The organism is Mesorhizobium sp. HAY1-8B (assembly GCF_056868045.1).
Genome location: NZ_CP200321.1, coordinates 1,094,702 through 1,115,861, shown reverse-complemented (window position 1 = coordinate 1,115,861; position 21,160 = coordinate 1,094,702). Strand labels below are relative to the sequence as shown.

The following is a 21,160-nucleotide window of genomic DNA, read 5'->3' as shown; positions in this document are numbered from 1 at the left end:
CTTCGCTGCAAGGGGGCAGCGCCTGTCGCGACCGTCGGCCGACTGCTTTCAACCGGTTTCTAATTTACTCGTAAACCACGGCGGTCCGTGCCATTCTCGTCTTCGCACTGCAGCATCGACCCGCGCATTCGCCGGGTGATCGTCAGGCAGGCCGGTCAGGACGACAATGCGGATCCATATCGGCTGCGAGATGAGTTTCGACTTCCCGCAGGAAACGCCGCTTATCGCGATGCTCAATGTCCACTATTCCCGCGCTTCCGATCTCGAGCGCCCGGATTTCTTGACATCGAACCCGCCGGTGCCGATCGAGAGCTATCGCGACAGTTTCGGCAATTGGTGCAACCGCTTCGTGGCTCCGCCCGGACGGTTCACATTCGGCACCGATGCCGTCATCCGCGCGCCCGGCACATTCGAGATGAGGGAGCTGATGGCCTGGCAGCACGAGGTGCGCGACCTGCCGGCGGAAACTCTGCTGTTCCTGCTGCCCAGCCGGTTTTGCGAGAGCGACCTTTTGGCCAGCGAGGCATGGCGGCTGTTCGGCCATACGCCGCTCGGCATCCCGCGCGTTCAGGCGGTGTGTGATTTCGTCCACAACCACATCGTCTTCAACTACGGCAACGCGCGGCCGACGCGCACCGCGGCGGAAGCCTATCGCGAGCAGAGCGGCGTGTGCCGCGACTTCGCACACCTCGCCGTCACCTTCTGCCGGGCGCTCAACATCCCGACGCGCTACTGCACCGGCTACATCAGCGATATCGGCATGCCGAAACCGTGGTCGAGCATGGATTTCGCCGCCTGGATGGAAGTCTATCTCGGCGGCCGCTGGCACGTCTTCGATCCGCGCAACAACGCACCGCGCATCGGACGCATCCTGATCGCCTCCGGACGCGACGCGGCGGATGTGCCGCTGACCCATATTTTCGGACCGGGGACACTGGCCGGCTTCAAGGTGTGGACCGACGAAATCGTCGAATAGTCACCGCCCCGCCGGTCCCAGGCAAATCGCGTCTTGAACGACCCGGCAGTTGGCGCGTTGTGATGGAGCTTCGGCCGTCCGGCCGTTAGGCTGGGTGCGTTAAACGAGGACCAAACTGCATGGCCGGGCATGGCGGCTCCAAAACGGTCATCTATGCGGCGCTCGCCGGCAATCTGGCTATCGCGCTGACCAAATTCGCCGCCGCCTTCTTCACCGGCAGCTCCGCGATGCTGTCGGAAGGCGTCCATTCGCTGGTCGATACCGGAAATGGCGGGCTCCTGCTCTACGGCATGCACCGGGCCGCGCGCCCGGCCGACCGCACGCATCCGCTCGGCTACGCCCGCGAGCTCTATTTCTGGAGCTTCATCGTCGCGCTTCTGGTTTTCGCGCTGGGCGCCGGCGTGTCGTTCTACGAGGGCATTGTCCATATCATGGCCCCGGAGCCTGTCGCCAATGTCAAGGTGAACTATGTCGTTCTGGGCCTCTCCTTCCTGTTCGAAGGCAGCTCCTGGCTGGTGGCGCTGAAGGAATTTCGCCGAGAGAAGGGCAAGCAGGGCTGGCTGCAAGCCGTGCAATCGAGCAAGGACCCGAGCGTCTATACGGTGCTGTTCGAGGATAGTGCGGCGCTTCTTGGCCTGATCGTCGCCTTTGCCGGCATATTGGCAGCGGAGTTGCTGGAGATGCCGGAGCTCGACGGCGCCGCCTCGATCGGCATCGCGCTCATCCTCGGCGCGACGGCGATTTTCCTCGCCCGCGAAAGCAAGGGCCTGCTCATCGGCGAGCCGGCATCCCTTGATGTGCAACGAAAAGTGCTGGCAATCGCCCAGCAGGATCCGGCGGTGCAGCGGGCGAACGGCGTCCTGACCGTTCACATGGGACCGCAAGAGATCGTAGCGGGGTTGAGCATCGAATTCGAGGATCATCTTACTGCGCCGGAAATCGAAGCCTGTGTCCAGCGCATCGAGACGCGACTGAAGGAGGAGATGCCGGAGATCACGCGGCTGTTCGTCAAGCCGCAGACCACGGGCACCTGGGAGCAGCGACGCAAGCCGATCGAGGCCGCATCGAACTAGTCGTGGACCAGCACTGCACCGTTGCCCCGTCGCATTGCCTTGCTAAGATCAGGCGACGGATTTCGGAGGAACGACCATGAAGATCGACGGCGGGTGCCATTGCGGTGCCATCACCTATGAAGCGGAGGTCGACCCGGCAAAGACCTCGATTTGCCATTGCACGGACTGCCAGCAGCTGACTGGGACGGCCTTTCGCGTCACCGTTCCCGCGCCCGAGGATCACTACCGGATCACCAGGGGTGCGCCAAGGATCTATATCAAGACCGGATCGAGCGGCGCCAAGCGCGCCCAGGCATTTTGCGGCGATTGCGGTTCGCATCTTTATGCGACGTCTGTCGGCGACGGCCCGAAGGTCTATGGGATCCGGGCGGGGACCGCGCGGCAACGCGAGGATCTGGTCCCGACACAACAGAAATGGCATCGATCGGCCCTGCACTGGCTTCCGGAATTCGATGGCATAAGCATCGTGGAAGAGCAGTAGCACCTGCCACTCGGCCGAAAGCGGGCCCAGACCACAATTCTGTGCTAGCCTGGCTCGCCATCAAACGGGCGGGTGATAGTCATGTTGGAAACGGACAAGTTGTTTGCCGGCTCGATCCCGGAAAACTACGACCGCTATATGGTGCCGCTGATTTTCGAGCCGTTCGCCGCGGACCTTGCACAGCGGGCCGCGTCCTTCTCGCCCAGCGCCGTCCTGGAAGTCGCCGCGGGCACTGGGGTCGTCACCCGCGCCTTGGCGCCAAGACTTTCGCCTGGCGCGAGCTATGTCGTGACCGACCTCAACCAGCCCATGCTCGACTATGCCGCTTCGCGTCAAGCGCCCGACAATCGTATCCAATGGCGCCAGGCCGATGCCCTGGCACTGCCGTTTGAAGATGCGGCCTTCGATCTCGTTTGCTGCCAGTTCGGTGCGATGTTCTTTCCGAGCCGCCCCTCCGCCTATCGCGAAGCAAGGCGGGTGCTGAAGCCCGGCGGCCATTTTCTGTTCAACGTATGGGATCGCATCGAAGAGAATGTGTTTGCCGATGATGTGACGAATGCCCTGGCCAGGATTTTTCCGAACGACCCGCCACGCTTTCTGGCCCGCACGCCGCATGGCTACCACGATACGGCACTGATCCGCAGCGAGTTGGCAGAGGCCGGTTTCTCCGGTGTGGCGGTCGAAACAAGAGCCGAACAGAGCCGTGCCCCCTCACCGCGCATTCCGGCCGTTGCCTATTGCCAGGGAACCGTCCTTCGCACCGAAATCGAGGCCCGGGATCCGGGCAAACTCGACGCTGCAACGGATTATGCCGCAGCCGCGATTGCGGCCAGGCATGGCAGCGACGCGGTTGCCGCCAAGATTCAGGCACACGTCATCGTCGCCGTGGCCTAACGTAATTCCAGGAAAAGCGTGGGCGGTTTTCTTGGGAAACGCGTAGCGCTTTCCCATCGGAATTGCGTCAAAATCAAAGAGTATCGCTCAGTCGTCGCCTTCGACGACCCGCAGCCTGAGCTGCCCGGTCTTTGAATCGGCAACGCGCGGGCCGGGGTCGAGTTTCGCGGCCGGTGCCCGGGACGGCGCCTCCAGGGCGGCATCGCCATCGGGCTGCACGCCGAACTCCAGCGCCTCGATCTTCTGGCCACGCTTGGTCACCTTCGATGTCGAGACGAGGATATCGTCGATGTCCTTGGCCGACTGGCCGAAATGTACCTGCAGCTTGCGCACGCGCTCGTCGACACGCGCGACATCTTCCATCAGCCGGATCACCTCGCCCTGGATCAGATGCGCCTGTTCGCGCATGCGGGCGTCCTTGAGGATCGCCTGGATGACCTGGATCGACAGCATCAGCAGCGACGGCGAGACGATGACGACGCGGGCGCGGTGCGCCTTGTGGACGATCGCCTCGAAATTCTCGTGAATCTCGGCGAACACCGATTCCGACGGCACGAACATGAAGGCGGTGTCCTGCGTCTCGCCCTGGATCAGATACTTCTCGGAGATATCGCGGACGTGGATCTCGATGTCGCGGCGGAAGGCCTGCGACGCGACCTTCTGCAGGTCGGCGCCATCGGCGGCGCGGATGGCATTCCACGCCTCCAGGGGAAACTTGGCATCGATGGCCAGCGATGGCGCGCCGTTCGGCATCTTGACCAGGCAATCGGGCCGGCTGCCGTTCGACAGCGTCGCCTGGAATTCATACGCGCCCATCGGCAGGCCGTCGGCAACGATCGCCTCCATGCGCGACTGGCCGAAGGCGCCGCGGGTCTGCTTGTTGGAGAGGATGGCCTGCAACTGCACCACCTGGCCGGCAAGCGACTGGATGTTGCCTTGCGCGGTATCGATGACCGCCAGCCGCTCCTGCAGTTTGGCCAGGCTCTCATGCGTGGATTTGGTCTGCTCGGTCATGGTCTGGCCGAGGCGGCCGGTCATGGCGTCGAGCCGCTGGCCGATCGACTGCGTCAGCTCCGCCTGGCGCGCGCCGAACACTTCGGCGATGGCGCCCATGCGGCCCTGCATCTCGGCCTGGCTCTGCAGTATGCCGGCCATCCGTGCCTCGGCGTCGCGGGCATGGTCGGCGGCTTCCGCGGCAGCGACCGCGCGCGCCTTGGCCGACCGCCACAGCGCGATAACCAGCGCCACGAACAGACCGAGAAACAGCAAGACGCCGAAGGCCAGCGCGTGGCCGAGCGTGATTGTCGACGCGCCAAGCCGTGCGATGGGCTGCGAAAGGATGCTACTAAGATCATTCATGTGGACAGCATAGCCGATTCGGCCTGATCGCACAGATCAAAACAAGAACACGGCTTGGATGCCCCGGTTGACGCTTTTCGCTGGACGTCTTACGTGGGACGCCATGCCGATCAAGCCGCTCATCATCCTTCCCGATCCCATCCTGCGCCAGCTTTCCAAGCCGGTGGAGCGCGTCGACGCGCCCTTGCGCAAACTGGCCGACGACATGCTTGCGACCATGTATGACGCACCCGGCATCGGGCTGGCGGCAATCCAGATCGGCGAGCCGTTGCGCATGCTGGTGATCGACCTCGCCAAGGAAGACGAAACGCCGGCGCCGCATGTCTTCATCAATCCGGAGATCCTCAAAAGCGCCGATCAGCGCTCCGTCTACGAGGAAGGCTGCCTGTCCATCCCCGACTATTACGCCGAGGTCGAACGCCCGGCTTCCGTTCGGGTGAAGTATCTCGACCGCGACGGCAAGCTGCAGGAGATGGCGGCCGAAGGGCTGATGGCGACCTGCCTGCAGCACGAAATCGACCATCTCAACGGCGTGCTGTTCATCGACCACATCTCGAAGCTGAAGCGCGACATGGTGGTGAAGAAATTCAAGAAGCTCGCCAAGGACAAGGCGCCGGGCAAACTGGTGGGATAGGGGAATGCCCCTTCGCGTCATCTTCATGGGCACGCCGGAATTTTCGGTGCCGACGTTGCGCGCGATCGCCGAGGCCGGACACGAGATTTCCGCCGTCTACACGCAGCCGCCGCGCGCCGCCGGCCGGCGCGGGCTGGAGCTGACGCCGTCGCCGGTGCAGCGCGAGGCGGAGCGGCTTGGCATCGAGGTGCGTACGCCGACCTCCCTCAAGGCCGAGGCCGAACAGACCGCTTTCCGTGACTTGCGGGCGGATATCGCCGTGGTCGTCGCCTATGGATTGCTGCTGCCAAAGGCTGTTCTCGACGCCCCCCGACTTGGCTGCATCAACGGCCATGCATCGCTCTTGCCGCGCTGGCGCGGTGCTGCTCCCATCCAGCGCGCCATCATGGCGGGAGACCTGGAGAGCGGCATGATGGTGATGCGCATGGAAGAGGGTTTGGACACCGGCCCGGTGGGATTGCTTGAAAAATGCGCCATCGAGCCCAATATGACAGCCGGCGATCTGCATGATCGGTTGATGAGTGTCTGTGCCGCCCTGATGGTGGAAGCGCTGGCGCGACTGGAGAGGAACGCCCTGACATTTACCGCGCAAGCGGCGGAAGGGGTGACTTACGCCAGAAAAATCGATAAATCCGAGACGCGTGTGGACTGGACGCGGCCTGCGGCCGAGGTCCACAACCACCTTCGTGGCCTGTCGCCCTTTCCCGGCGCCTGGTCCGAAATTGACATTGGCGGCCGCATGGAACGGCTGAAACTGCTTCGCTCGACGCTGTCCGAAGGCCTGTCGGTTTCGGAAGATCTGGGTGAGTCGGGAGGAATTCTCGATGACCGGCTGACGGTCGCCTGCGGGGCAGGCGCGATCAGGCTGGTCGAAGTTCAACGTGCGGGCGGAAAGCCCGCCGCCGCGTCGGAATTCCTGCGCGGAGCCAAGATCGTAAAAGGAATGAAGTTCTCATGAGTATGATGTCGATACGCGCGGCGACGCCGCGGGATCGCGAGGCCATCCGCCTCGTCGAGGAACACGCTTTCGGCCAGCAGGCGGAGGCCGGGCTGGTCGACGCACTGGTCACAGGCGGCGACGCCGTGGTCGAACTGGTGGCGGAAGAAGACGGCCAGGTGCTCGGCCATATCCTGTTTTCGCGGCTGTTCGTCCAGAATGGGGGCAAGAGCTTTGCGGCCGTGGCGCTGGCGCCGCTGGCGGTAGAACCTTCGTTCCATGGCAGCGGCATTGGCGGCGCGCTGATCCGCGAGGCGCATATCCGTCTCAGGGATGCCGGCGAGCGGCTTGCCGTTGTGCTGGGCGACCCGGCCTACTACGGCCGTTTCGGCTATAGCCACGCTAGGGCCGGAAAATTCGAGAGCGAATACCAGGGCGAGGCGCTGCAGGCGCTGGCCTGGGGCGACGCTCCGGAGGCCGGCAGGCTGGTCTACGCTTCGGCCTTCACCGCTCTCGCCGCTTAGGCAAGAGCGTATAGCCGCCCGGCATGCCGCGTTTTCGCCTCGACATCGAATATGACGGCAGCCTTTTCGCCGGCTGGCAGCACCAGGCCGACCAGCCTTCGGTGCAGCAGGCGATCGAGCAGGCGATCGAGAAGTTCAGCGGCGAGGCGGTGCGGCTGCGTGCCGCCGGCCGCACCGATGCCGGCGTGCATGCAACGGCCCAGGTGGCGCATGTCGACCTCGCCAAGGCATGGCCCGAAGACAAGGTGCGCGATGCCATCAACGCCCATCTGCAGGCGGCCGGCGCACATGTTGCCATCCTGAAGGCGATGGTTGTCCCTGACGATTTCGACGCGCGCTTCTCGGCCGCCGGCCGTCACTATCTCTACCGCATCCTCAACCGCCGTGCGCCTTCGGCGCTGGAAAAGGGCAAGGTGTGGTGGGTGCCGAAGCGGCTCGACGCCGTCGCCATGCACGAGGCGGCGAAAGTCCTGCTCGGCCGGCACGACTTCACCACCTTCCGCTCGACGCAGTGCCAGGCCAACAGCCCGATCCGGACGTTGGAGCGGCTCGATGTCAGCCGGACGGGTGACATGATCGAGGTAAGAGCCTCGGCGCGTTCCTTCCTGCACAACCAGGTACGCTCGATGGTCGGCTCGCTGAAACGCGTCGGCGACGGCGGCTGGACCGAGGCCGACCTCAAGGCGGCGCTCGAAGCGCGCGACCGCGCCGCCTGTGGCCAGGTGGCACCGCCCGACGGACTTTTTCTCATTGGCGTCGATTATCCCGGATGAGCCTGCAGGCTCTTCCCGAATAGGGCCCGGCAGGCCCTTACCCGGGAGAGAGCCCGGAAAGGCTCTGAGCCCCGATATCGTCCGGCACGGTGATGCCAAGCAGCATCTGCAGCGCGAACAACACCAGCAGCGAAGCGATGAACATGCCGACGAAAACGGCGGTTCCAACCGCCGCGCCCTTGCCGATCGTCGCAGTGGTCATGCGCCAAGTCAGCACCATCGACAGGGCAAACAACAACAGCGACAGAAGGCTCGAAGACCTGGCTTGCCGACGACAGGAAAAGCCTGACCAGCGCCGAGGGCAGCATCAGCCAGGCGGTGATGGCCGAGGCCCAGTTGCTGGCGACGACGTAGTGGACGAAGCGGCCGCCAATGCCGGCGCGCGGCGCGACCAGGGCGAGCGCGATCAGCGGCAGCACCCAGGAGCCGATGTCGACCGTGGCCAAGCGCAACAGCATGCTGAAGCGGCCCACGAAAGCATCGGGATCACCGATCTCGTTGGCGATGCCGACCCAGCCGACGATCAGCGGCGGCGCGGCAACGATGATGGCGAAGAAAGAATTCCAGAAACCGTCGGCCGACAGGTCGAGCAGGCGCAGGCCATCGACCTTGCCGAGCATCAGCCGCCAGGCGCCGGTCAGCGAAGCTTGAGTTTCGTCCGCCGTCAGCATGCTGCTCAGCCCTGTCCGAACCAGTCTTCGATGAAGCGCTGGTAGATCCGCGTCAGCGTTTCGAGATCGGCGACTGCGACGCGCTCGTCGACCATATGCATGGTCTTGCCGACCAGGCCGAACTCGACCACCGGGCAGTAGTCCTTGATGAAGCGCGCATCCGATGTGCCGCCCGAGGTGGACAGCGTCGGTTCCTTGCCGACCGCCGCCTTGATCGAGCCGGCAAGCGTGTCGATGAGCTTGTCGTCACGGGTCAGGAAGACATGGCTCGGCCGGTCGCGCCAGACGAGGTCGTAGTCTACCGGCATTTTTTTACCTGGCCGGTACTTCTTGCGCTTGGCCGCCTGGTCGAGCCGGTTGTGGATTTCGGCCTGGACGGTCTCGGCCGTCCAGGTGTCGTTGAAGCGGATGTTGAAGGTCGCGGTGGCCTTGGCCGGAATGACATTGGTGGCCGGGTTGCCGACATCGATGGAGGTCACCTCCAGATTGGTCGGCTGGAAATCCTTCGTGCCCTTGTCGAAGACGGGATGCAGCAAGGCGTCGACCAGGCTCATCAGGCCGCGCACCGGATTATCGGCAAGCTGCGGATAGGCGGCATGGCCCTGGCGGCCATTGACGGTGACCGAACCGGACATCGAGCCGCGGCGGCCGATCTTGATCATGTCGCCGAGCGCATCGGGATTGGTCGGCTCGCCGACGATCGAGGCATCCCATTTCTCGCCCCTGGAAGCGGCCCATTCGAGCAGCTTGACCGTGCCGTTGATGGCCGGGCCTTCCTCGTCGCCGGTGATCAGCAGAGAGACCGAGCCCTTGGGACCGCCATTCGCCTCGACATGGCGTGCCACGGCGGCGATGAAGCAGGCGATGCCGCCCTTCATGTCGACCGCGCCACGGCCGTACATCTCGCCATTGGCGATCTCGGCGGCGAAGGGCGGATGCGTCCAGGCGGCCTCGTCGCCGACCGGCACGACATCGGTATGGCCGGCGAACATCAGATGCGGGCCGTTGCCGGACCGCCTTGCATAGAGGTTCTCGATGTCGGGCGTGCCGTCCTCGGAGAACACCGGCCGATCGACCAGGAAGCCGAGCGGTTTCAGCATCGTTTCCAGCGCGCTCAGCGCGCCGCCTTCGGCTGGCGTCACCGAGGCGCAACGGATAAGGGCGGCGAGATTTGCGGCGGGGTCGGTCGGCAGCGTCATGGCAAAAGCGATAATCGAAAGCTGAGGGCCTGTCACGGCCAGACATGGAGGCCAGCCCAATGGCAGACGATGCCGCCGACATTATGGTTTTCATGTCGTATAGTCGGGCCGGTGCGGAACGGCAGTATGGCAAACGGGCAAAAAAGGATCGTCATAGCCGGCGCGGGCAGCATCGGCTGTTATGTCGGCGGCTGCCTGGCGCTCGCCGGCAGGCAGGTGATTCTGCTGGCCCGGCCACGCATAGAGGCAGCCATGCGGCAGGGCGGACTGCGCATCAGCGACCTTGAAGGCCGCGATCGCCTGGTCAAGAACGACGCGCTCGGGATCACCGTGGATCCGGCCGCTGCCTTGCCCGGGGCGGATGTGATCCTGGTCACCGTCAAGAGCGGCGCGACGCAGGAGATGGCAGCGCTCATCAATACCCATGCCCGCCCCGATGCCGTGGTGGTGAGCCTGCAGAACGGCGTCGACAATGCCGACAGGCTGCGCGCCGGGCTAGGCCAGCGAACCGTGCTGGCCGGCATGGTGCCGTTCAACGTGGTGCAATCACCTGAGGGCGAGCTGCCGCTGCGCGTCCACCGCGCCAGCGAGGGCAAGGTGATGATCGGAGATGGCGGCCTCGCCGGCCTTCTCGATGTCGCCAGTCTTCTTGATGTGGAAGGGCTGGCGGTCGAGACGAATGGCGACATGAAGGCCGTGCTGTGGGGCAAGCTGTTGATGAACCTGAACAACGCCCTGGTGGCGCTGTCAGGCCTGCCGCTGGCGAGCGAACTCGCCGATCGGCGCTGGCGGCTGATCCTGGCCGGACAGATCGACGAGGCCTTGCTGGCGATGAAGGCCTCCGGCATCGCGCCGGCGCGGATCGCCGGCCTGCGGCCGGCATTGCTGCCGAGGGTGCTTCGGTTGCCGGACTGGCTGTTCAAACGGCTGGCGCGACGCATGCTGGTGATCGATCCCGAGGCACGCTCTTCGATGTGGGACGATCTGCAGCGCGGGCGGCCGACGGAGATCGGCAAGTTGCAAGGGGCGGTGCTCAGCCTCGCTGAAAGAACGGGCACGCCGGCGCCGCTCTTGAAAAACGTTACCGCTTTGGTGCGCGCGGCGGAAGCGGCGCGGCTTGGCTCGCCGGGCCTGGCGCCGGAACAGGTAATGCCGCCGGGTGGCTCTCGATCAGGGTGATCTTTTGCCAGATCTTGCGCGACAGGTTGGAACTCAGATTCTCGATGTCGTTGACGCCGTCGATGACCACGTCGTCATTGACCGACTGGGCGAACAGAGCGGCGATCTTGCCGGTGATCGACAGCATTTCGGAGCAATAGTCGAGATAGCGCGCCAGGTCGGCGGCATTGGTGATGCGGGCAGGCGACTGCGCCGTCGGCTTGAAACTGGCCGAAAGCGTCGCCGGATCCTTGGTCAGCTGATGCATGTCGATGACATGGATCAGCGAGCGCAGGCCATGAAGCTGGCGAAAGACCCTCTTGCGCTTGATGCGCTCCTCGGTGCGGATCAGTGCCAGAAAGCCAAGCACGGCGAGGATGACGGTGTTGATCGAAGCCTCGATGCCTTGCACCGATTGCACGGCATCGTCGGTTCCGGAAATGCGGTCGAGCGGCAGGATGGTGCCGACGAACAGGAAGATCAGCACCCCGGTGATGAAGGTCGCGACGATGAGGCCGCGCAGCCACCAGATCGGCTCCTCGAGCCCTTTCGCCGCCTTGGCCAGATCGCGCGACAGCGATACCAGTTCGGCAGCGACGCCACGCAGTCCGGCCTTGGGAAAACGTTCCGCAACGCGACCCTCAAGCCGTTCGGCGGTCTCGATGATCAGTTTCGGATCAAGCGTACGGTAGCGCATGTCCGATCGGTCCTCAGAGCATGATGCCGAAAAGTGTGAAGCGGTTTTCGGAGGACATCATGCTCTATCTCTTTGATTTAGAGCCGGATGATCTCAGGTCGATTCGACCTGAGATCATCCGGCTCTAGGGTTGTGCCGGCTCGTTGGTGCGTCGGCCATAGCGGTTAGGTCCAGGCTGGCCTGGAAACAAGCACAGTACAAGAAAGGCGACGATGGAGACGACCGGCACGAACAGGATCAGCGCGGCTATGCCCGGCTTGTCGAGGTCGTGCAGCCGCTTCACCGCCAGCGCGATGTTCGACCATAGCGAGGCAATGAAGGCGATGAAGAAGATGAACGACCACATATTGCTCTCGGCCGAGCCTTCCGGCACCAGCGTGAAGCGATAGAGCGGGAACGCCTGGATGATGGCGACCAGCAAGCCACCAAGAAAATAGACCGCGCGACTGACGCGGCCCGATGTCTTGAAGAAAAGCCAGGTGAGATTTGAACTGTCAGGCAAGCGGGTCCGATCCGTATTGATTGGCACCCTTGGCGCCTTCGAGAATGCCGCATTCCACCAGAAACCAGATCGCGCCGATGAAAGGCACCAGAATGATCAGGCTCCACCAGCCGGACTTGCCTCGGTCATGCCAGCGCTTGGCATAGACGGCGAAGACCGAATAGAGCATGGCCAACGCATAGAGCAAATAGATAAAGCCGTACGGCATGTGGTTGAATGTCGTACCCAGTATGTTGTCGAGAATCATGGCGATCACCGCGCCAACGAAAATCACGCCCACGCAAGCCCAGAACTTTGCGCGGTTGATGCGACCCTCATAGCTGGTCAGCAGATACTTCCAGTCCATGTCACCCCTCCATGTTGAACCAGCGCGACCGATTGTCGCGCCGGCGGAAGGTGCGCCAGCCCGGTGGAAAGATCAATCGCGCAGCAATTCGTTGATCGAAGTCTTGGAGCGGGTCTTGGCGTCGACGCGCTTGACGATGACGGCACAGTAAAGGCTGGGGCCGGGCTCGTTGTTTGGAAAAGGCTTGCCGGGCAGCGAGCCGGCGACGACGACGGAATTTGGCGGCACCTCGCCGTAGAAGATCTCGCCGGTGGCGCGGTCGACGATCTTGGTCGACTGGCCGATGAAGACGCCCATGCCGAGCACCGAGCCCTCGCGCACGATGCAGCCCTCGACGACTTCCGAACGCGCGCCGATGAAGCAATTGTCCTCGATGATGGTGGGACCGGCCTGCATCGGCTCCAGCACGCCGCCAATGCCGACGCCGCCCGACAGGTGGACGTTCTTGCCGATCTGGGCGCAGGAGCCGACCGAGGCCCAGGTGTCGACCATTGTGCCGCTATCGACAAAGGCGCCGACATTGACGAAGGACGGCATCAGCACGGCGCCCGGCGCGACATAGGCCGAGCGGCGCACGATCGACGACGGCACCGCGCGAAAACCCGCCTTCTCGAAATCGACGGCGCTCCAGCCATCGAACTTGGACGGTACCTTGTCCCACCAGACGGCCTGGCCCGGGCCACCCTTGATGATCTCCATCGGGTTGAGCCGGAAAGAGAGCAGCACGGCCTTCTTCAGCCACTGGTTGACGTGCCACTTGCCGTCGGCCTGCCGCTCGGCGACGCGGGCGCTACCGCGATCGAGCAGGTCCAGCGCCGACTGGATGGCGTCGCGCGTCTCGCCGCGTGTCGCGGTCGAAATGGAGTCGCGCTCCTCGAAGGCCTTCTCGATGGTCTTTTCGAGGCTCGCCAGATCGGGCTTCGACATGAATTTGCTCCATTACCAAGCTGTTAAGGGCCTGCGCCTTAACCTGTTTTGAGAGTCGCGCGGCCCCCCAGGCATGCTTTGCATGCTTGGGTCTTTGCATGTAGCAGGTTCTTGTCGCAAAACCGCCGGACTTTGCGGAACCTGCTTATGTTAAGCCTCAATGGGGGTCAATCGTGGCTGCGTCACGGGACGACGCAAGTGAAGGAATTGGACGGGTGGATTCGATGACTCCCATGGAAAAGGCGGGATGGACGCCGCTGCCGCATTCGGACGAGGATCTGGAGCGGTCGAAAGGCGTGCCGGACACGCCGCAGACGCGGGCCGAGACCTACCGGCTTGCCTGGAACGACCCCGACTTCATGACACGGCGCGAATTGCGGGCGGTCAGGCTGCAGCTCGAGCTTCTGAAACCGGAAATGATCCTGGCCGAGCGCGGCATCCGTTCGACGGTGATCCTGTTTGGCGGCGCGCGCCTGCCGGAACCAGGCGGCGAAGCCTGGGCGGCCAAGAACGAGACGCAGAAGAAGAACCTCGAGGAAAACAGCAAATATTACGAGGAGGCGCGCAAATTCGCCCGTCTGTGCTCGCAGCAGTCGGCGGCGTCATACTACCGCGAATATGTGGTGGTGACCGGCGGCGGCCCTGGCGTGATGGAAGCTGGCAATCGCGGCGCCGATGACGTTGGGGCGCCGTCGATCGGACTCAACATCGTGCTGCCGCACGAGCAGGCGCCGAACGCCTATGTGACGCCGGAGCTCTGTTTCAACTTCCACTATTTCGCCATCCGCAAGATGCATTTCGTCATGCGCGCCAAGGCGGTGGCGGTGTTTCCCGGCGGCTTCGGCACGATGGACGAGTTCTTCGAGACGCTGACCTTGATCCAGACCGGACGCATGGAGCGCGTGCCGGTGATCCTGTTCGGCAAATCCTTCTGGAAAAGGGCTATCGACCTCGACTTCCTCGCCGAACAGGGCACGATCAGCCCCGGCGACCAGGACATCATCGATTTCGTCGACACCGCCGACGAGGCCTGGGGCATTATCAGCCGGTTCTACAAATTAGGGGAGTAGGGCTGGGAGCTGGAGAATTGAGGAATTGAGGAAAAAGGGGCCGGATCGTTCTTCAATTCCTCAGTTCTCCAATTCCCCTTCACCTACTCCCTCTCCACAATCGCAGTCAGGAACCCCGCCAGATCGTCGGTGACGAAATCGACGTCGTCCTCCTGCGCGGGGTCGCGTTCCCAGATCTCGGCAAAGGTCGGCTCGAAATTGCGTGGCACCACCAGTACGGTGGTCATGCCCAGCGCCTTCGGTACCTCCAGGTTGCGGGCGAGATCCTCGAACATCACCGCATTGTGGCCGGTGACCGCGTGCAGTTCGGCGAACTTCTCATAGGTCTGGCGCGCGGGCTTGGGATTGAGGCCGGCGGCGACGATATCGAAGATGTCGTCGAAATGATCGAGGATGCCAAGCTGGCGCGCGGTGCGCTCGGCGTGCTTGCGGTCGCCATTGGTGAAGATGAACTTGCGGCCGGGAAGCTGGCGGATGGCGGTGCCGAGAACTGGGTCGGGCACCAGCCATGAATAGTCGATGTCATGCACCTTCTCGAGGAAATCGTCGGGATCGATGCCGTGGCGCGTCATCAGCCCGTTCAGCGTCGTGCCGTATTCGAGATAAAGCTCCTTCTGCAGCTTGCGCGCCTCGTCGCGCGGCAACGCCAGCAGCTCCCCGACATAGGCCGTCATCTTGACGTCGATCTGCGAGAACAGATTCGAATGATGCGGATAGAGCGTGTTGTCGAGGTCGAACACCCAGTCGGTGACATGGGCGAAGCGGGCGGGATCAGGCAGCGTGGTCATGCGCTCCTTATGGCATGAAACGGGGATTCTGAAAGGGACTTTATCCACAACTTCCACGCGCTTTCAGTGGCGGAAATGACCTCACGATTCAAATTTTAAGCAACCGGGAAAGGTGGCCTTCAGGGCTTGCTGGCACAGAGACAGTCCTGTGGGAGCCCGCGATGAACAGCATCATTCTGAAATCCGCCGCTATCGCTTTTGCCTCCGTCGCCGCCTCCCTTCTTCTCACGCTGATCATCGTTCCGGCCATGGGATTTCCGATTAACCGGACGATCTGGCTGACCTCGACCCTCTGCCCGCTGGTCCTTGCATGGGTCGCCTGCATCAGCACCTTCTGGCAGAGCGACAGGCTGAAAAACGCGCACCGCGAACTGGCCCGGGCGCACGCCCAGCTCGCCGCGGCGCACCGCCGCTTGTCGGAAAAGGCCAGCCGCGACGACATGACCGGCATGCTCAACCGGGAAAGTTTCTTCGCCGCGCTGGACGGCTCCCGGCGCAAGTCCGACCGCGGTGCACTGCTGATCATCGACGCCGATCATTTCAAGAAGATCAATGACAGTTTCGGCCACCTGACCGGCGACGACGCGTTGCTGTTGATCGCCAGCGCCATCGAGCGCGGCGTGCGCAGCGGCGACGTGCTCGGGCGCATTGGCGGCGAGGAGTTCGGCGCGTTTCTGGTCGGAGCCACGGAAAAAGAAGCCAAGCGTGTTGCCGAGCGCATTCGCCGCGAGGTCGAGCTGATCCGCTTCCGGCCCGTCGACGAGCGGACCATTCCGCTGACCGTCAGCATCGGCGGCACCGTCTGCGGAGAAGAGGCAAACGTCTCGGAGCTGATGCGTGCCGCCGACCAGCGCCTCTATCAGGCCAAGCATGCCGGCCGCAATCTGTCGATCCTCGATACCGATATTTCCGCGGCCGCCTGAGGCGGTCGGCCCGGTACACCCGCCTGTTAAGAAATTTCTAACTCTGTTTGCATTCGGTTGTGCCGCTTGCCAGCCTTTTCGCTGCCTTGCGGCCTGACTTGGCACGATACTGGCTTCTGTGACGATGCGTGTGCCGTTCGGGGAATGTCATGCGCATCGAAGCCCCTATGCGAGAGACCTGTCATGAGTTTCTTCAAGAAAATGTCACGCCGCACACTCGTGCGGGCGATGATCGCACTGCCTGCCCTGTCCTTGTTCCGCAAGCTGCCCGAGGCCGGCGCCACCCATGCCAATCGAGCCCAGGCCGACCCGAACGAGATCGTCGAGGTCAATGGCTGGATCCTGAAGCGGAGCGACCTGGCATGATCTTCGACAGCTACGAGGCGTACCGCGCCGCCACCTTCAAGCCCAAGGTCTGCATTCTCGGTTCCGGTCCGGCCGGCACCACCATCGCCCGCAAGCTGGGTGCCGCCGGCATCCAGGTCGTCGTGCTGGAGGCCGGCGCGCGCGAGTTCAGCGACGAGTCGCAGGATTTCTACCGCGGCACCACGGTCGGCGACTTCTATTTCGATCTCGACATCACCCGGCTGCGGTATATGGGCGGCAGCTCCAACCACTGGGCCGGCTGGTGCCGCGTGCTCGACAAGCAGGATTTCGAGCCGAAGGCCTGGGCACCCGACACCGGCTGGCCAATCCGCCGCGCCGACATCGAGCCCTATTTGCCCGAGGTGCACGATATCCTCGAACTTCCCGATTTCCGGCCTGACGTGCCGATCTCGGACGACATACGCTGGGTGCAGCTGATCAAGAGCCCGGCGGTGCGCTTCGGCGAGAAATTCGCCGACGAACTCGACAAGAGCCCCAACATCGCCGTCGTGCTCAACACCTATGCCACCGAACTTGCCGGCGACGGCAAACGGGTGACCGGCGCCAAACTGTGGTCCAACGGCCAGGATGCCGGCACATTCAGCGCCGACTATTTCATCGTCTGCGCCGGCGGACTGGAGAATTCGCGGCTGCTTCTGTGGTCGAACCAACGTTCCAACGGCGGCGTGGTCCCAAACGCCACGGCGCTCGGCCGCTACTGGATGGAACATCCGACCTTCGAGGGCGGCAATGCCATCCTGGCCAACTACAGCGAGTTCGAGGTCGATGCCGTCAACGAAGCCTTCTTCTCGCCGACTCTCGCCGCGATGGAACGCCTGCGGATCATGAATTTCGGCATCAGGCTGATCGAGACGCCCTATGCCGGCATCAAGCATGTGATTGCCGACCTCGCCTGCACGGCACCCGACATGGCCGAATGGGTCGCCTATCAGCTCAGCCAGAACCTGCGCTGCGCGGCCCAACTCTACGTCGCCTGGGAACAAGCACCGCTGGCCTCCAACCAGGTCGAACTGTCGAAGACCGATGTCGACCATGCCGGCGTGCCGCGCATCGAGTTGCACTGGAAGAAATCCGAGCTGGAACGCCGCACGCTTGTCGAAGGCCTGAAACTGTTCGGCACGACGCTCATCGAGAAGGATCTCGGCCGTGTTCGCTTAATGGACTGGATTGCCAACGCCGAGGACTACCCGACCAACGAGGAGACCGCGGGACACCATCACATGGGCGGCACGCGCATGGGCACCGACGTCACCAAGAGCGTGGTGGACGCCAACTGCAAGGTGCACGGCATGGACAATCTCTATGTCGGCGGCTCCTCGGTGTTCTGCACCTCGGGTCAAGCCAACCCGACGACGACGATCACCGCGCTGGCCTGTCGGCTGGGGGACCATCTGAGCAAGGTGGTCGCGGTCTGACGGTTGCGCCGCGAGCCCATTCGCCCCGCTGCAAGCTGATATGTTGCCGGCGCCGATAACGGCACCGGCGGGAGCCCGGCATGGCTCTCAAAAGCGGTAGATCGCGAGGCGGAGCGCCGTTGTGTTCGCGGCGTCACCGCAAATGTCGGCAGGGACGGAGACTATTTCGGCTTGACCCCATAGGTGACAAGAAACGCCTCCACCGAGGCATCCGCGTGCCGTTCCAGTTCGGCCTTGGAGCGTCGGTTGCTTCCCGTGAACATGGCTTCAGGTCTTTGGGCGAGATCCACTAGACCGTGGCCGGGTCGAGCGCCGGCTGGCCCTTGCGGCGGGCGACGATCGCCTCGAAATCGGCGGCCTGGAAGGCATCGCGCAAGGCGTCGAAGGACGGCAGAACGAAATAGGCGCGCTGGAACTTGTCGATCTCGTAGCCGGTACGCATCACCGTTTCGAGGTCGAAGGGCACGTGATGAGCGTCCTTGCTGTCGACGGCGAACTGCAGTTCGGTGAAGGACGACATCAGGCCGGCGCCAAAGGCCTTCAGCGGCTGACCCCTCTCCTGCATCAGGCCATATTCGGCCGTGTACCAGTAGAGCCTTGTGATCATCTCGTCACCGCCGAGCGCGATGATGTCACCGGCCTTCTTGCCATACATCTGCATGAAATCGGCGAATACCGGCTGCGACAGCACCGGCACGTGGCCGAAGAAGTCGTGGAACATGTCGGGTTCGACGATGTAGTCGAGCTCCTGCCTGGTGCGCAGCCAGTTGGTGACCGGGAAGCGGCGATTGGCGAGATGATCGAAGAAGGGGGCGGCGGGAATGAGACCCGGCACGGCGACGATCTCCCAGCCGGTCAGCTTGCGCAGCTTGGCGCTGACATCCTCGAAATCGGGAATGCGGTCGAGCAGGCCGAGTTTTTCGACACCGTCGAGATAGGAGTGGTGGGCGAGCTTGCGCGTCAGCTTGGTCTGGCGGTCGCACAGCGTGCGCCACACCGCCTGTTCCTCGTCGCTGTAATCGTAACCCTGCGCCACGGTGAAATCGGCACGGCAGACAGAATAGTCGCCGCGCAGGCCTTGAGCCGCGCAGTCGCGGGCGTATTCGGCAACGCTCATCGTCGTCATGGTTCTTCTCCTCGCAAATCATGAGTGCCGGATGGTGCCATGAGGCTAACCGGATCTGTCGAGGCAAATCGGTTTTAATGATGGCTCGAACGGAATATTCGGGATATATTCACTCAATCAGAGCACACACGGAGTTAAAATGCCTCAATTCGATGATTTCGAGATCAAGATGCTCGACGTCCTGCAACGTGATGGCCGCAAGCCGGTCTCCGAGCTGGCGCAAGAGATCGGCCTGTCGACGACGCCATGCGCGCGGCGCTTCGAGGCGCTGCAGGACGCCGGCATCATCAAGGGCTTCGCCGCGGTGATCAGCCGCCGCGCGGTCGGTCTTATGGTCGAGGTGTTCATCCAGGTGCGCCTTGTCAGCCACAGCGACGGCTCGCCCGAGAGCTTCATTGCCGCCGTACAGCGCATGGACGAGGTGTCCTCGTGCTGGACGATGACCGGCGACCACGATTTCCTGCTGCATGTCATGGTGCCGTCGGTCGACGAGCTCAACGCCTTCGTCATGCACCGGCTGATGCGGCTCGACGGCGTGCGCGACGTCCATACTCAACTGGTGCTGCAGAACATCAAGGGGCCAGGCCACGTGCCGCTCGCGCATCTCAGGCGATGACGGCGCCAGCCTTCCTCGTTCCCTAGGGAAAAGCTGCACGCAAACTGCTGAAACAGGCCAATCAGGGGTCCACATCCCGGATCAGTATACGCGGACCATCTCTCCATGAGGTCCGCCATGAAAATCGTCCTGATCAATCCGCCGCACACCGCCATCGGCAGCCGCGTGCCCGACGACCATCTGCCGCCGCTCGGCCTGCTGGCGATCGGCGGCCCGCTGATCGATGCCGGTCACGACGTGCGGCTTGTCGATGCCGAATTCGGGCCAATGCCCCTCAAGAAGGTGGTGGGCGACGCTCTGCATGACTTCCCGGACTTCGTCCTGATCGGCCATTCCGGCTCGACCTCGGCGCATCCGACCGCCTTGCTGATCGCCAAGATGATCAAGCAGCGCGAGCCGGCGACCATCATCATCTATGGCGGCGTCTTCCCGACCTATCACTGGCACGACATACTGGCTGCGACGGATGTCTTCGATTTCATCGTGCGCGGCGAAGGCGAGGCGACCGTGGTGGCGCTGGTCGAGGCACTGGAGATGCACCAGCCGCCGGCGAGCGTCGCCGGCATAGCCTTTCGTGACGATCTGCGCCGGCCCTTCGCCACGCAGGCGGCGATGACCATTGCCGAGCTCGACGCCTACCGTGTCGGCTGGGAGTTGATCGACCATGACATGTACAGCTATTGGGGCGGCAAGCGCGCGGTGGTGATGCAGTTTTCGCGTGGCTGCCCGCATCTGTGCAACTATTGCGGCCAGCGCGGCTTCTGGACCCGCTGGCGGCATCGCGACCCCAAGAAATTCGCGCGGGAGATCGCCTGGCTGCATCGCGAACACGGCGTCGAGTTGGTCAATCTCGCCGACGAGAACCCGACTGTTTCCAAGAAGGCGTGGCGCGCGTTCCTGGATGCGCTGATCGCCGAGAACGTGCCGGTTCTGATCGTCGGCTCGACGCGCGCCGACGACATCGTGCGCGACGCCGACATACTGCATCTCTACCGCAAGGCCGGTGTCATCCGCTGGCTGCTCGGCATGGAAAACACCGACGAGCAGACGCTTCAATTGATCCGCAAGGGCGGCAGCACCTCATCCGACCGCGAGGCGATCAGGCTGCTGCGCCAGCACGGCATCCTGTCGATGGCGACCTGGGTGGCCGGCTTCGAGGATGAGGGGTTTCGCGACCTGTGGCGCGGCTTTCGCCAGCTCGTCGCCTATGACCCCGACCAGATCCAGGCGCTCTATGTGACGCCGCATCGCTGGACGCCGTTCTTCCGCATCGCACGCAATCGCAAGGTCATCCAAAAAGATGCCCGGCTGTGGGACTACAAGCACCAGGTGCTGCACATGACCCGGCTGAAGCCATGGATGCTGTTCTTCAGCGTCAAGCTGATCGAACTTGCCGTGCAGTCCAGGCCGAAGGCGCTGGCGCGCATCCTGTTCCACCCCGACCCCGAGCAACGGCATTCGATGCGCTGGTACACCAAAATGGGCCGCCGCGTCTGGTTCCGCGAGGTCTGGGGCTTTCTCGCCCGCGACGGCAGGGTGAAGGACGGCCCGACACTTGCCGAATTCTGGGGCGCGCCGCAGGACGCCCAGGAAGAATCGATGACCGTTCGGCGCGCGGCGCCGAAACCGGGGCTTTCCACCGCAAATCGCGAACTGCCGGAGAAAAGATTAGCCGGCTGATATT

The 21,160-nt window shown here is 63.4% G+C and carries 23 protein-coding genes and 1 pseudogene; 15 read left to right on the top strand and 9 right to left on the bottom strand.

Annotated features, from left to right (window positions below; translation table 11 throughout):
• Window positions 1-166 precede the first annotated feature (166 nt).
• The 4 genes from AC1VON_RS05555 (at window position 167) to AC1VON_RS05540 (ending at window position 3,424) form a co-directional block, all read left to right on the top strand.
• A complete protein-coding gene (locus AC1VON_RS05555) occupies window positions 167-976 on the top strand; it encodes a transglutaminase-like domain-containing protein (protein ID WP_172347566.1) in 810 nt (269 codons plus the stop codon).
• A gap of 119 nt (window positions 977-1,095) precedes the next feature.
• Window positions 1,096-2,049 (top strand): cation diffusion facilitator family transporter, encoded by a 954-nt coding sequence (locus AC1VON_RS05550; protein WP_483120847.1) that lies wholly within the window; start codon window positions 1,096-1,098, stop codon window positions 2,047-2,049.
• A 76-nt stretch (window positions 2,050-2,125) separates the two neighbouring features.
• Window positions 2,126-2,530 carry a GFA family protein gene (locus AC1VON_RS05545; protein ID WP_483120845.1) on the top strand — a complete coding sequence of 135 codons (405 nt, stop codon included), beginning with the start codon at window positions 2,126-2,128 and terminating at the stop codon, window positions 2,528-2,530.
• Between the two features lie 81 nt (window positions 2,531-2,611).
• Entirely contained in the window at window positions 2,612-3,424 is an 813-nt protein-coding gene (locus AC1VON_RS05540) for a class I SAM-dependent methyltransferase (protein ID WP_483120843.1), read from the top strand.
• Between the two features lie 87 nt (window positions 3,425-3,511).
• On the opposite strand, the gene AC1VON_RS05535 is transcribed toward AC1VON_RS05540, so the two are convergent.
• Window positions 3,512-4,783, bottom strand: a complete 1,272-nt coding sequence (locus AC1VON_RS05535) for a DNA recombination protein RmuC (RefSeq protein WP_483120841.1) — start codon at window positions 4,781-4,783, stop codon at window positions 3,512-3,514.
• A 103-nt stretch (window positions 4,784-4,886) separates the two neighbouring features.
• Between AC1VON_RS05535 and def the strand changes: the two genes are divergently transcribed.
• Genes def through truA form a run of 4 tightly spaced genes read left to right on the top strand, consistent with a single transcriptional unit; the run spans window position 4,887 to window position 7,651 of the window.
• Window positions 4,887-5,417: a peptide deformylase gene (def, locus tag AC1VON_RS05530; protein WP_483126276.1), complete on the top strand. Its 531-nt coding sequence runs from the start codon at window positions 4,887-4,889 to the stop codon at window positions 5,415-5,417.
• A gap of 4 nt (window positions 5,418-5,421) precedes the next feature.
• Window positions 5,422-6,375 (top strand): methionyl-tRNA formyltransferase, encoded by a 954-nt coding sequence (gene fmt / locus AC1VON_RS05525; protein ID WP_483120839.1) that lies wholly within the window; start codon window positions 5,422-5,424, stop codon window positions 6,373-6,375.
• Window positions 6,372-6,878 (top strand): GNAT family N-acetyltransferase, encoded by a 507-nt coding sequence (locus AC1VON_RS05520; protein WP_172347572.1) that lies wholly within the window; start codon window positions 6,372-6,374, stop codon window positions 6,876-6,878. The genes fmt and AC1VON_RS05520 overlap by 4 nt, the downstream gene beginning before the upstream one ends.
• A 23-nt stretch (window positions 6,879-6,901) precedes the next feature.
• Window positions 6,902-7,651 (top strand): tRNA pseudouridine(38-40) synthase TruA, encoded by a 750-nt coding sequence (truA, locus tag AC1VON_RS05515; protein WP_483120837.1) that lies wholly within the window; start codon window positions 6,902-6,904, stop codon window positions 7,649-7,651.
• Between the two features lie 37 nt (window positions 7,652-7,688).
• Here truA and AC1VON_RS05510 read toward each other — a convergent pair.
• Both AC1VON_RS05510 and dapE read right to left on the bottom strand, forming a co-directional pair.
• Window positions 7,689-8,322: pseudogene (locus AC1VON_RS05510) on the bottom strand (transporter).
• A gap of 5 nt (window positions 8,323-8,327) precedes the next feature.
• The gene (dapE, locus tag AC1VON_RS05505; protein ID WP_172347575.1) at window positions 8,328-9,521 is read right to left on the bottom strand and encodes a succinyl-diaminopimelate desuccinylase; all 1,194 of its coding nucleotides are present in this window, start codon (window positions 9,519-9,521) and stop codon (window positions 8,328-8,330) included.
• Between the two features lie 126 nt (window positions 9,522-9,647).
• Here dapE and AC1VON_RS05500 point away from each other — a divergent pair, with 126 nt between their 5' ends.
• A complete protein-coding gene (locus AC1VON_RS05500) occupies window positions 9,648-10,700 on the top strand; it encodes a 2-dehydropantoate 2-reductase (RefSeq protein WP_483120835.1) in 1,053 nt (350 codons plus the stop codon).
• Here the strand turns inward: AC1VON_RS05500 and AC1VON_RS05495 are convergent.
• The 4 genes from AC1VON_RS05495 to dapD form a co-directional block, all read right to left on the bottom strand.
• Window positions 10,603-11,376 (bottom strand): hypothetical protein, encoded by a 774-nt coding sequence (locus tag AC1VON_RS05495; protein ID WP_172347577.1) that lies wholly within the window; start codon window positions 11,374-11,376, stop codon window positions 10,603-10,605. The genes AC1VON_RS05500 and AC1VON_RS05495 overlap by 98 nt on opposite strands.
• A 124-nt stretch (window positions 11,377-11,500) precedes the next feature.
• On the bottom strand, window positions 11,501-11,878 hold the full coding sequence (locus tag AC1VON_RS05490; RefSeq protein ID WP_172347578.1) for a DUF805 domain-containing protein: 378 nt from the start codon (window positions 11,876-11,878) through the stop codon (window positions 11,501-11,503).
• Window positions 11,871-12,224, bottom strand: a complete 354-nt coding sequence (locus AC1VON_RS05485) for a DUF805 domain-containing protein (RefSeq protein WP_140770733.1) — start codon at window positions 12,222-12,224, stop codon at window positions 11,871-11,873. Before AC1VON_RS05485 ends, AC1VON_RS05490 begins: the two co-directional genes overlap by 8 nt.
• Window positions 12,225-12,296: 72 nt before the next feature.
• Complete coding sequence (gene dapD / locus AC1VON_RS05480) at window positions 12,297-13,151, bottom strand: 2,3,4,5-tetrahydropyridine-2,6-dicarboxylate N-succinyltransferase (RefSeq protein WP_172347579.1); 855 nt, start codon at window positions 13,149-13,151, stop codon at window positions 12,297-12,299.
• Window positions 13,152-13,375: 224 nt separating this feature from the next.
• Here dapD and AC1VON_RS05475 point away from each other — a divergent pair, with 224 nt between their 5' ends.
• A complete protein-coding gene (locus tag AC1VON_RS05475) occupies window positions 13,376-14,221 on the top strand; it encodes an LOG family protein (protein ID WP_172347580.1) in 846 nt (281 codons plus the stop codon).
• A gap of 83 nt (window positions 14,222-14,304) precedes the next feature.
• On the opposite strand, the gene AC1VON_RS05470 is transcribed toward AC1VON_RS05475, so the two are convergent.
• Complete coding sequence (locus AC1VON_RS05470; RefSeq protein WP_172347581.1) at window positions 14,305-15,009, bottom strand: pyrimidine 5'-nucleotidase; 705 nt, start codon at window positions 15,007-15,009, stop codon at window positions 14,305-14,307.
• Between the two features lie 161 nt (window positions 15,010-15,170).
• Between AC1VON_RS05470 and AC1VON_RS05465 the strand changes: the two genes are divergently transcribed.
• The 3 genes from AC1VON_RS05465 to AC1VON_RS05455 all read left to right on the top strand — a co-directional run bounded on the left by AC1VON_RS05465 (window position 15,171) and on the right by AC1VON_RS05455 (window position 17,734).
• Window positions 15,171-15,932 carry a GGDEF domain-containing protein gene (locus AC1VON_RS05465; RefSeq protein WP_140770739.1) on the top strand — a complete coding sequence of 254 codons (762 nt, stop codon included), beginning with the start codon at window positions 15,171-15,173 and terminating at the stop codon, window positions 15,930-15,932.
• 183 nt (window positions 15,933-16,115) lie between these two features.
• Window positions 16,116-16,298: a hypothetical protein gene (locus tag AC1VON_RS05460; protein ID WP_483120831.1), complete on the top strand. Its 183-nt coding sequence runs from the start codon at window positions 16,116-16,118 to the stop codon at window positions 16,296-16,298.
• On the top strand, window positions 16,295-17,734 hold the full coding sequence (locus AC1VON_RS05455) for a GMC oxidoreductase (protein WP_483120829.1): 1,440 nt from the start codon (window positions 16,295-16,297) through the stop codon (window positions 17,732-17,734). The genes AC1VON_RS05460 and AC1VON_RS05455 overlap by 4 nt, the downstream gene beginning before the upstream one ends.
• 289 nt (window positions 17,735-18,023) lie before the next feature.
• On the opposite strand, the gene phhA is transcribed toward AC1VON_RS05455, so the two are convergent.
• The gene (gene phhA / locus AC1VON_RS05450) at window positions 18,024-18,860 is read right to left on the bottom strand and encodes a phenylalanine 4-monooxygenase (protein ID WP_483120827.1); all 837 of its coding nucleotides are present in this window, start codon (window positions 18,858-18,860) and stop codon (window positions 18,024-18,026) included.
• Window positions 18,861-18,999: 139 nt separating this feature from the next.
• On the opposite strand from phhA, the gene AC1VON_RS05445 reads away from it, so the two are divergent.
• Window positions 19,000-19,476: an Lrp/AsnC family transcriptional regulator gene (locus AC1VON_RS05445; RefSeq protein WP_023810775.1), complete on the top strand. Its 477-nt coding sequence runs from the start codon at window positions 19,000-19,002 to the stop codon at window positions 19,474-19,476.
• A gap of 117 nt (window positions 19,477-19,593) precedes the next feature.
• A complete protein-coding gene (gene bchE / locus AC1VON_RS05440; protein ID WP_483120825.1) occupies window positions 19,594-21,156 on the top strand; it encodes a magnesium-protoporphyrin IX monomethyl ester anaerobic oxidative cyclase in 1,563 nt (520 codons plus the stop codon).
• Window positions 21,157-21,160 lie beyond the last annotated feature (4 nt).

Coding starts and splice junctions, on each gene's coding strand:
- AC1VON_RS05555 (WP_172347566.1), top strand. CDS start 167: ATGCGGATCCATATCGGCTGCGAGATGAGTTTCGACTTCCCGCAGGAA.
- AC1VON_RS05550 (WP_483120847.1), top strand. CDS start 1,096: ATGGCCGGGCATGGCGGCTCCAAAACGGTCATCTATGCGGCGCTCGCC.
- AC1VON_RS05545 (WP_483120845.1), top strand. CDS start 2,126: ATGAAGATCGACGGCGGGTGCCATTGCGGTGCCATCACCTATGAAGCG.
- AC1VON_RS05540 (WP_483120843.1), top strand. CDS start 2,612: ATGTTGGAAACGGACAAGTTGTTTGCCGGCTCGATCCCGGAAAACTAC.
- AC1VON_RS05535 (WP_483120841.1), bottom strand. CDS start 4,783: ATGAATGATCTTAGTAGCATCCTTTCGCAGCCCATCGCACGGCTTGGC.
- def (WP_483126276.1), top strand. CDS start 4,887: ATGCCGATCAAGCCGCTCATCATCCTTCCCGATCCCATCCTGCGCCAG.
- fmt (WP_483120839.1), top strand. CDS start 5,422: ATGCCCCTTCGCGTCATCTTCATGGGCACGCCGGAATTTTCGGTGCCG.
- AC1VON_RS05520 (WP_172347572.1), top strand. CDS start 6,372: ATGAGTATGATGTCGATACGCGCGGCGACGCCGCGGGATCGCGAGGCC.
- truA (WP_483120837.1), top strand. CDS start 6,902: ATGCCGCGTTTTCGCCTCGACATCGAATATGACGGCAGCCTTTTCGCC.
- dapE (WP_172347575.1), bottom strand. CDS start 9,521: ATGACGCTGCCGACCGACCCCGCCGCAAATCTCGCCGCCCTTATCCGT.
- AC1VON_RS05500 (WP_483120835.1), top strand. CDS start 9,648: ATGGCAAACGGGCAAAAAAGGATCGTCATAGCCGGCGCGGGCAGCATC.
- AC1VON_RS05495 (WP_172347577.1), bottom strand. CDS start 11,376: ATGCGCTACCGTACGCTTGATCCGAAACTGATCATCGAGACCGCCGAA.
- AC1VON_RS05485 (WP_140770733.1), bottom strand. CDS start 12,224: ATGGACTGGAAGTATCTGCTGACCAGCTATGAGGGTCGCATCAACCGC.
- dapD (WP_172347579.1), bottom strand. CDS start 13,151: ATGTCGAAGCCCGATCTGGCGAGCCTCGAAAAGACCATCGAGAAGGCC.
- AC1VON_RS05475 (WP_172347580.1), top strand. CDS start 13,376: ATGACTCCCATGGAAAAGGCGGGATGGACGCCGCTGCCGCATTCGGAC.
- AC1VON_RS05470 (WP_172347581.1), bottom strand. CDS start 15,009: ATGACCACGCTGCCTGATCCCGCCCGCTTCGCCCATGTCACCGACTGG.
- AC1VON_RS05465 (WP_140770739.1), top strand. CDS start 15,171: ATGAACAGCATCATTCTGAAATCCGCCGCTATCGCTTTTGCCTCCGTC.
- AC1VON_RS05460 (WP_483120831.1), top strand. CDS start 16,116: ATGAGTTTCTTCAAGAAAATGTCACGCCGCACACTCGTGCGGGCGATG.
- AC1VON_RS05455 (WP_483120829.1), top strand. CDS start 16,295: ATGATCTTCGACAGCTACGAGGCGTACCGCGCCGCCACCTTCAAGCCC.
- phhA (WP_483120827.1), bottom strand. CDS start 18,860: ATGACGACGATGAGCGTTGCCGAATACGCCCGCGACTGCGCGGCTCAA.
- AC1VON_RS05445 (WP_023810775.1), top strand. CDS start 19,000: ATGCCTCAATTCGATGATTTCGAGATCAAGATGCTCGACGTCCTGCAA.
- bchE (WP_483120825.1), top strand. CDS start 19,594: ATGAAAATCGTCCTGATCAATCCGCCGCACACCGCCATCGGCAGCCGC.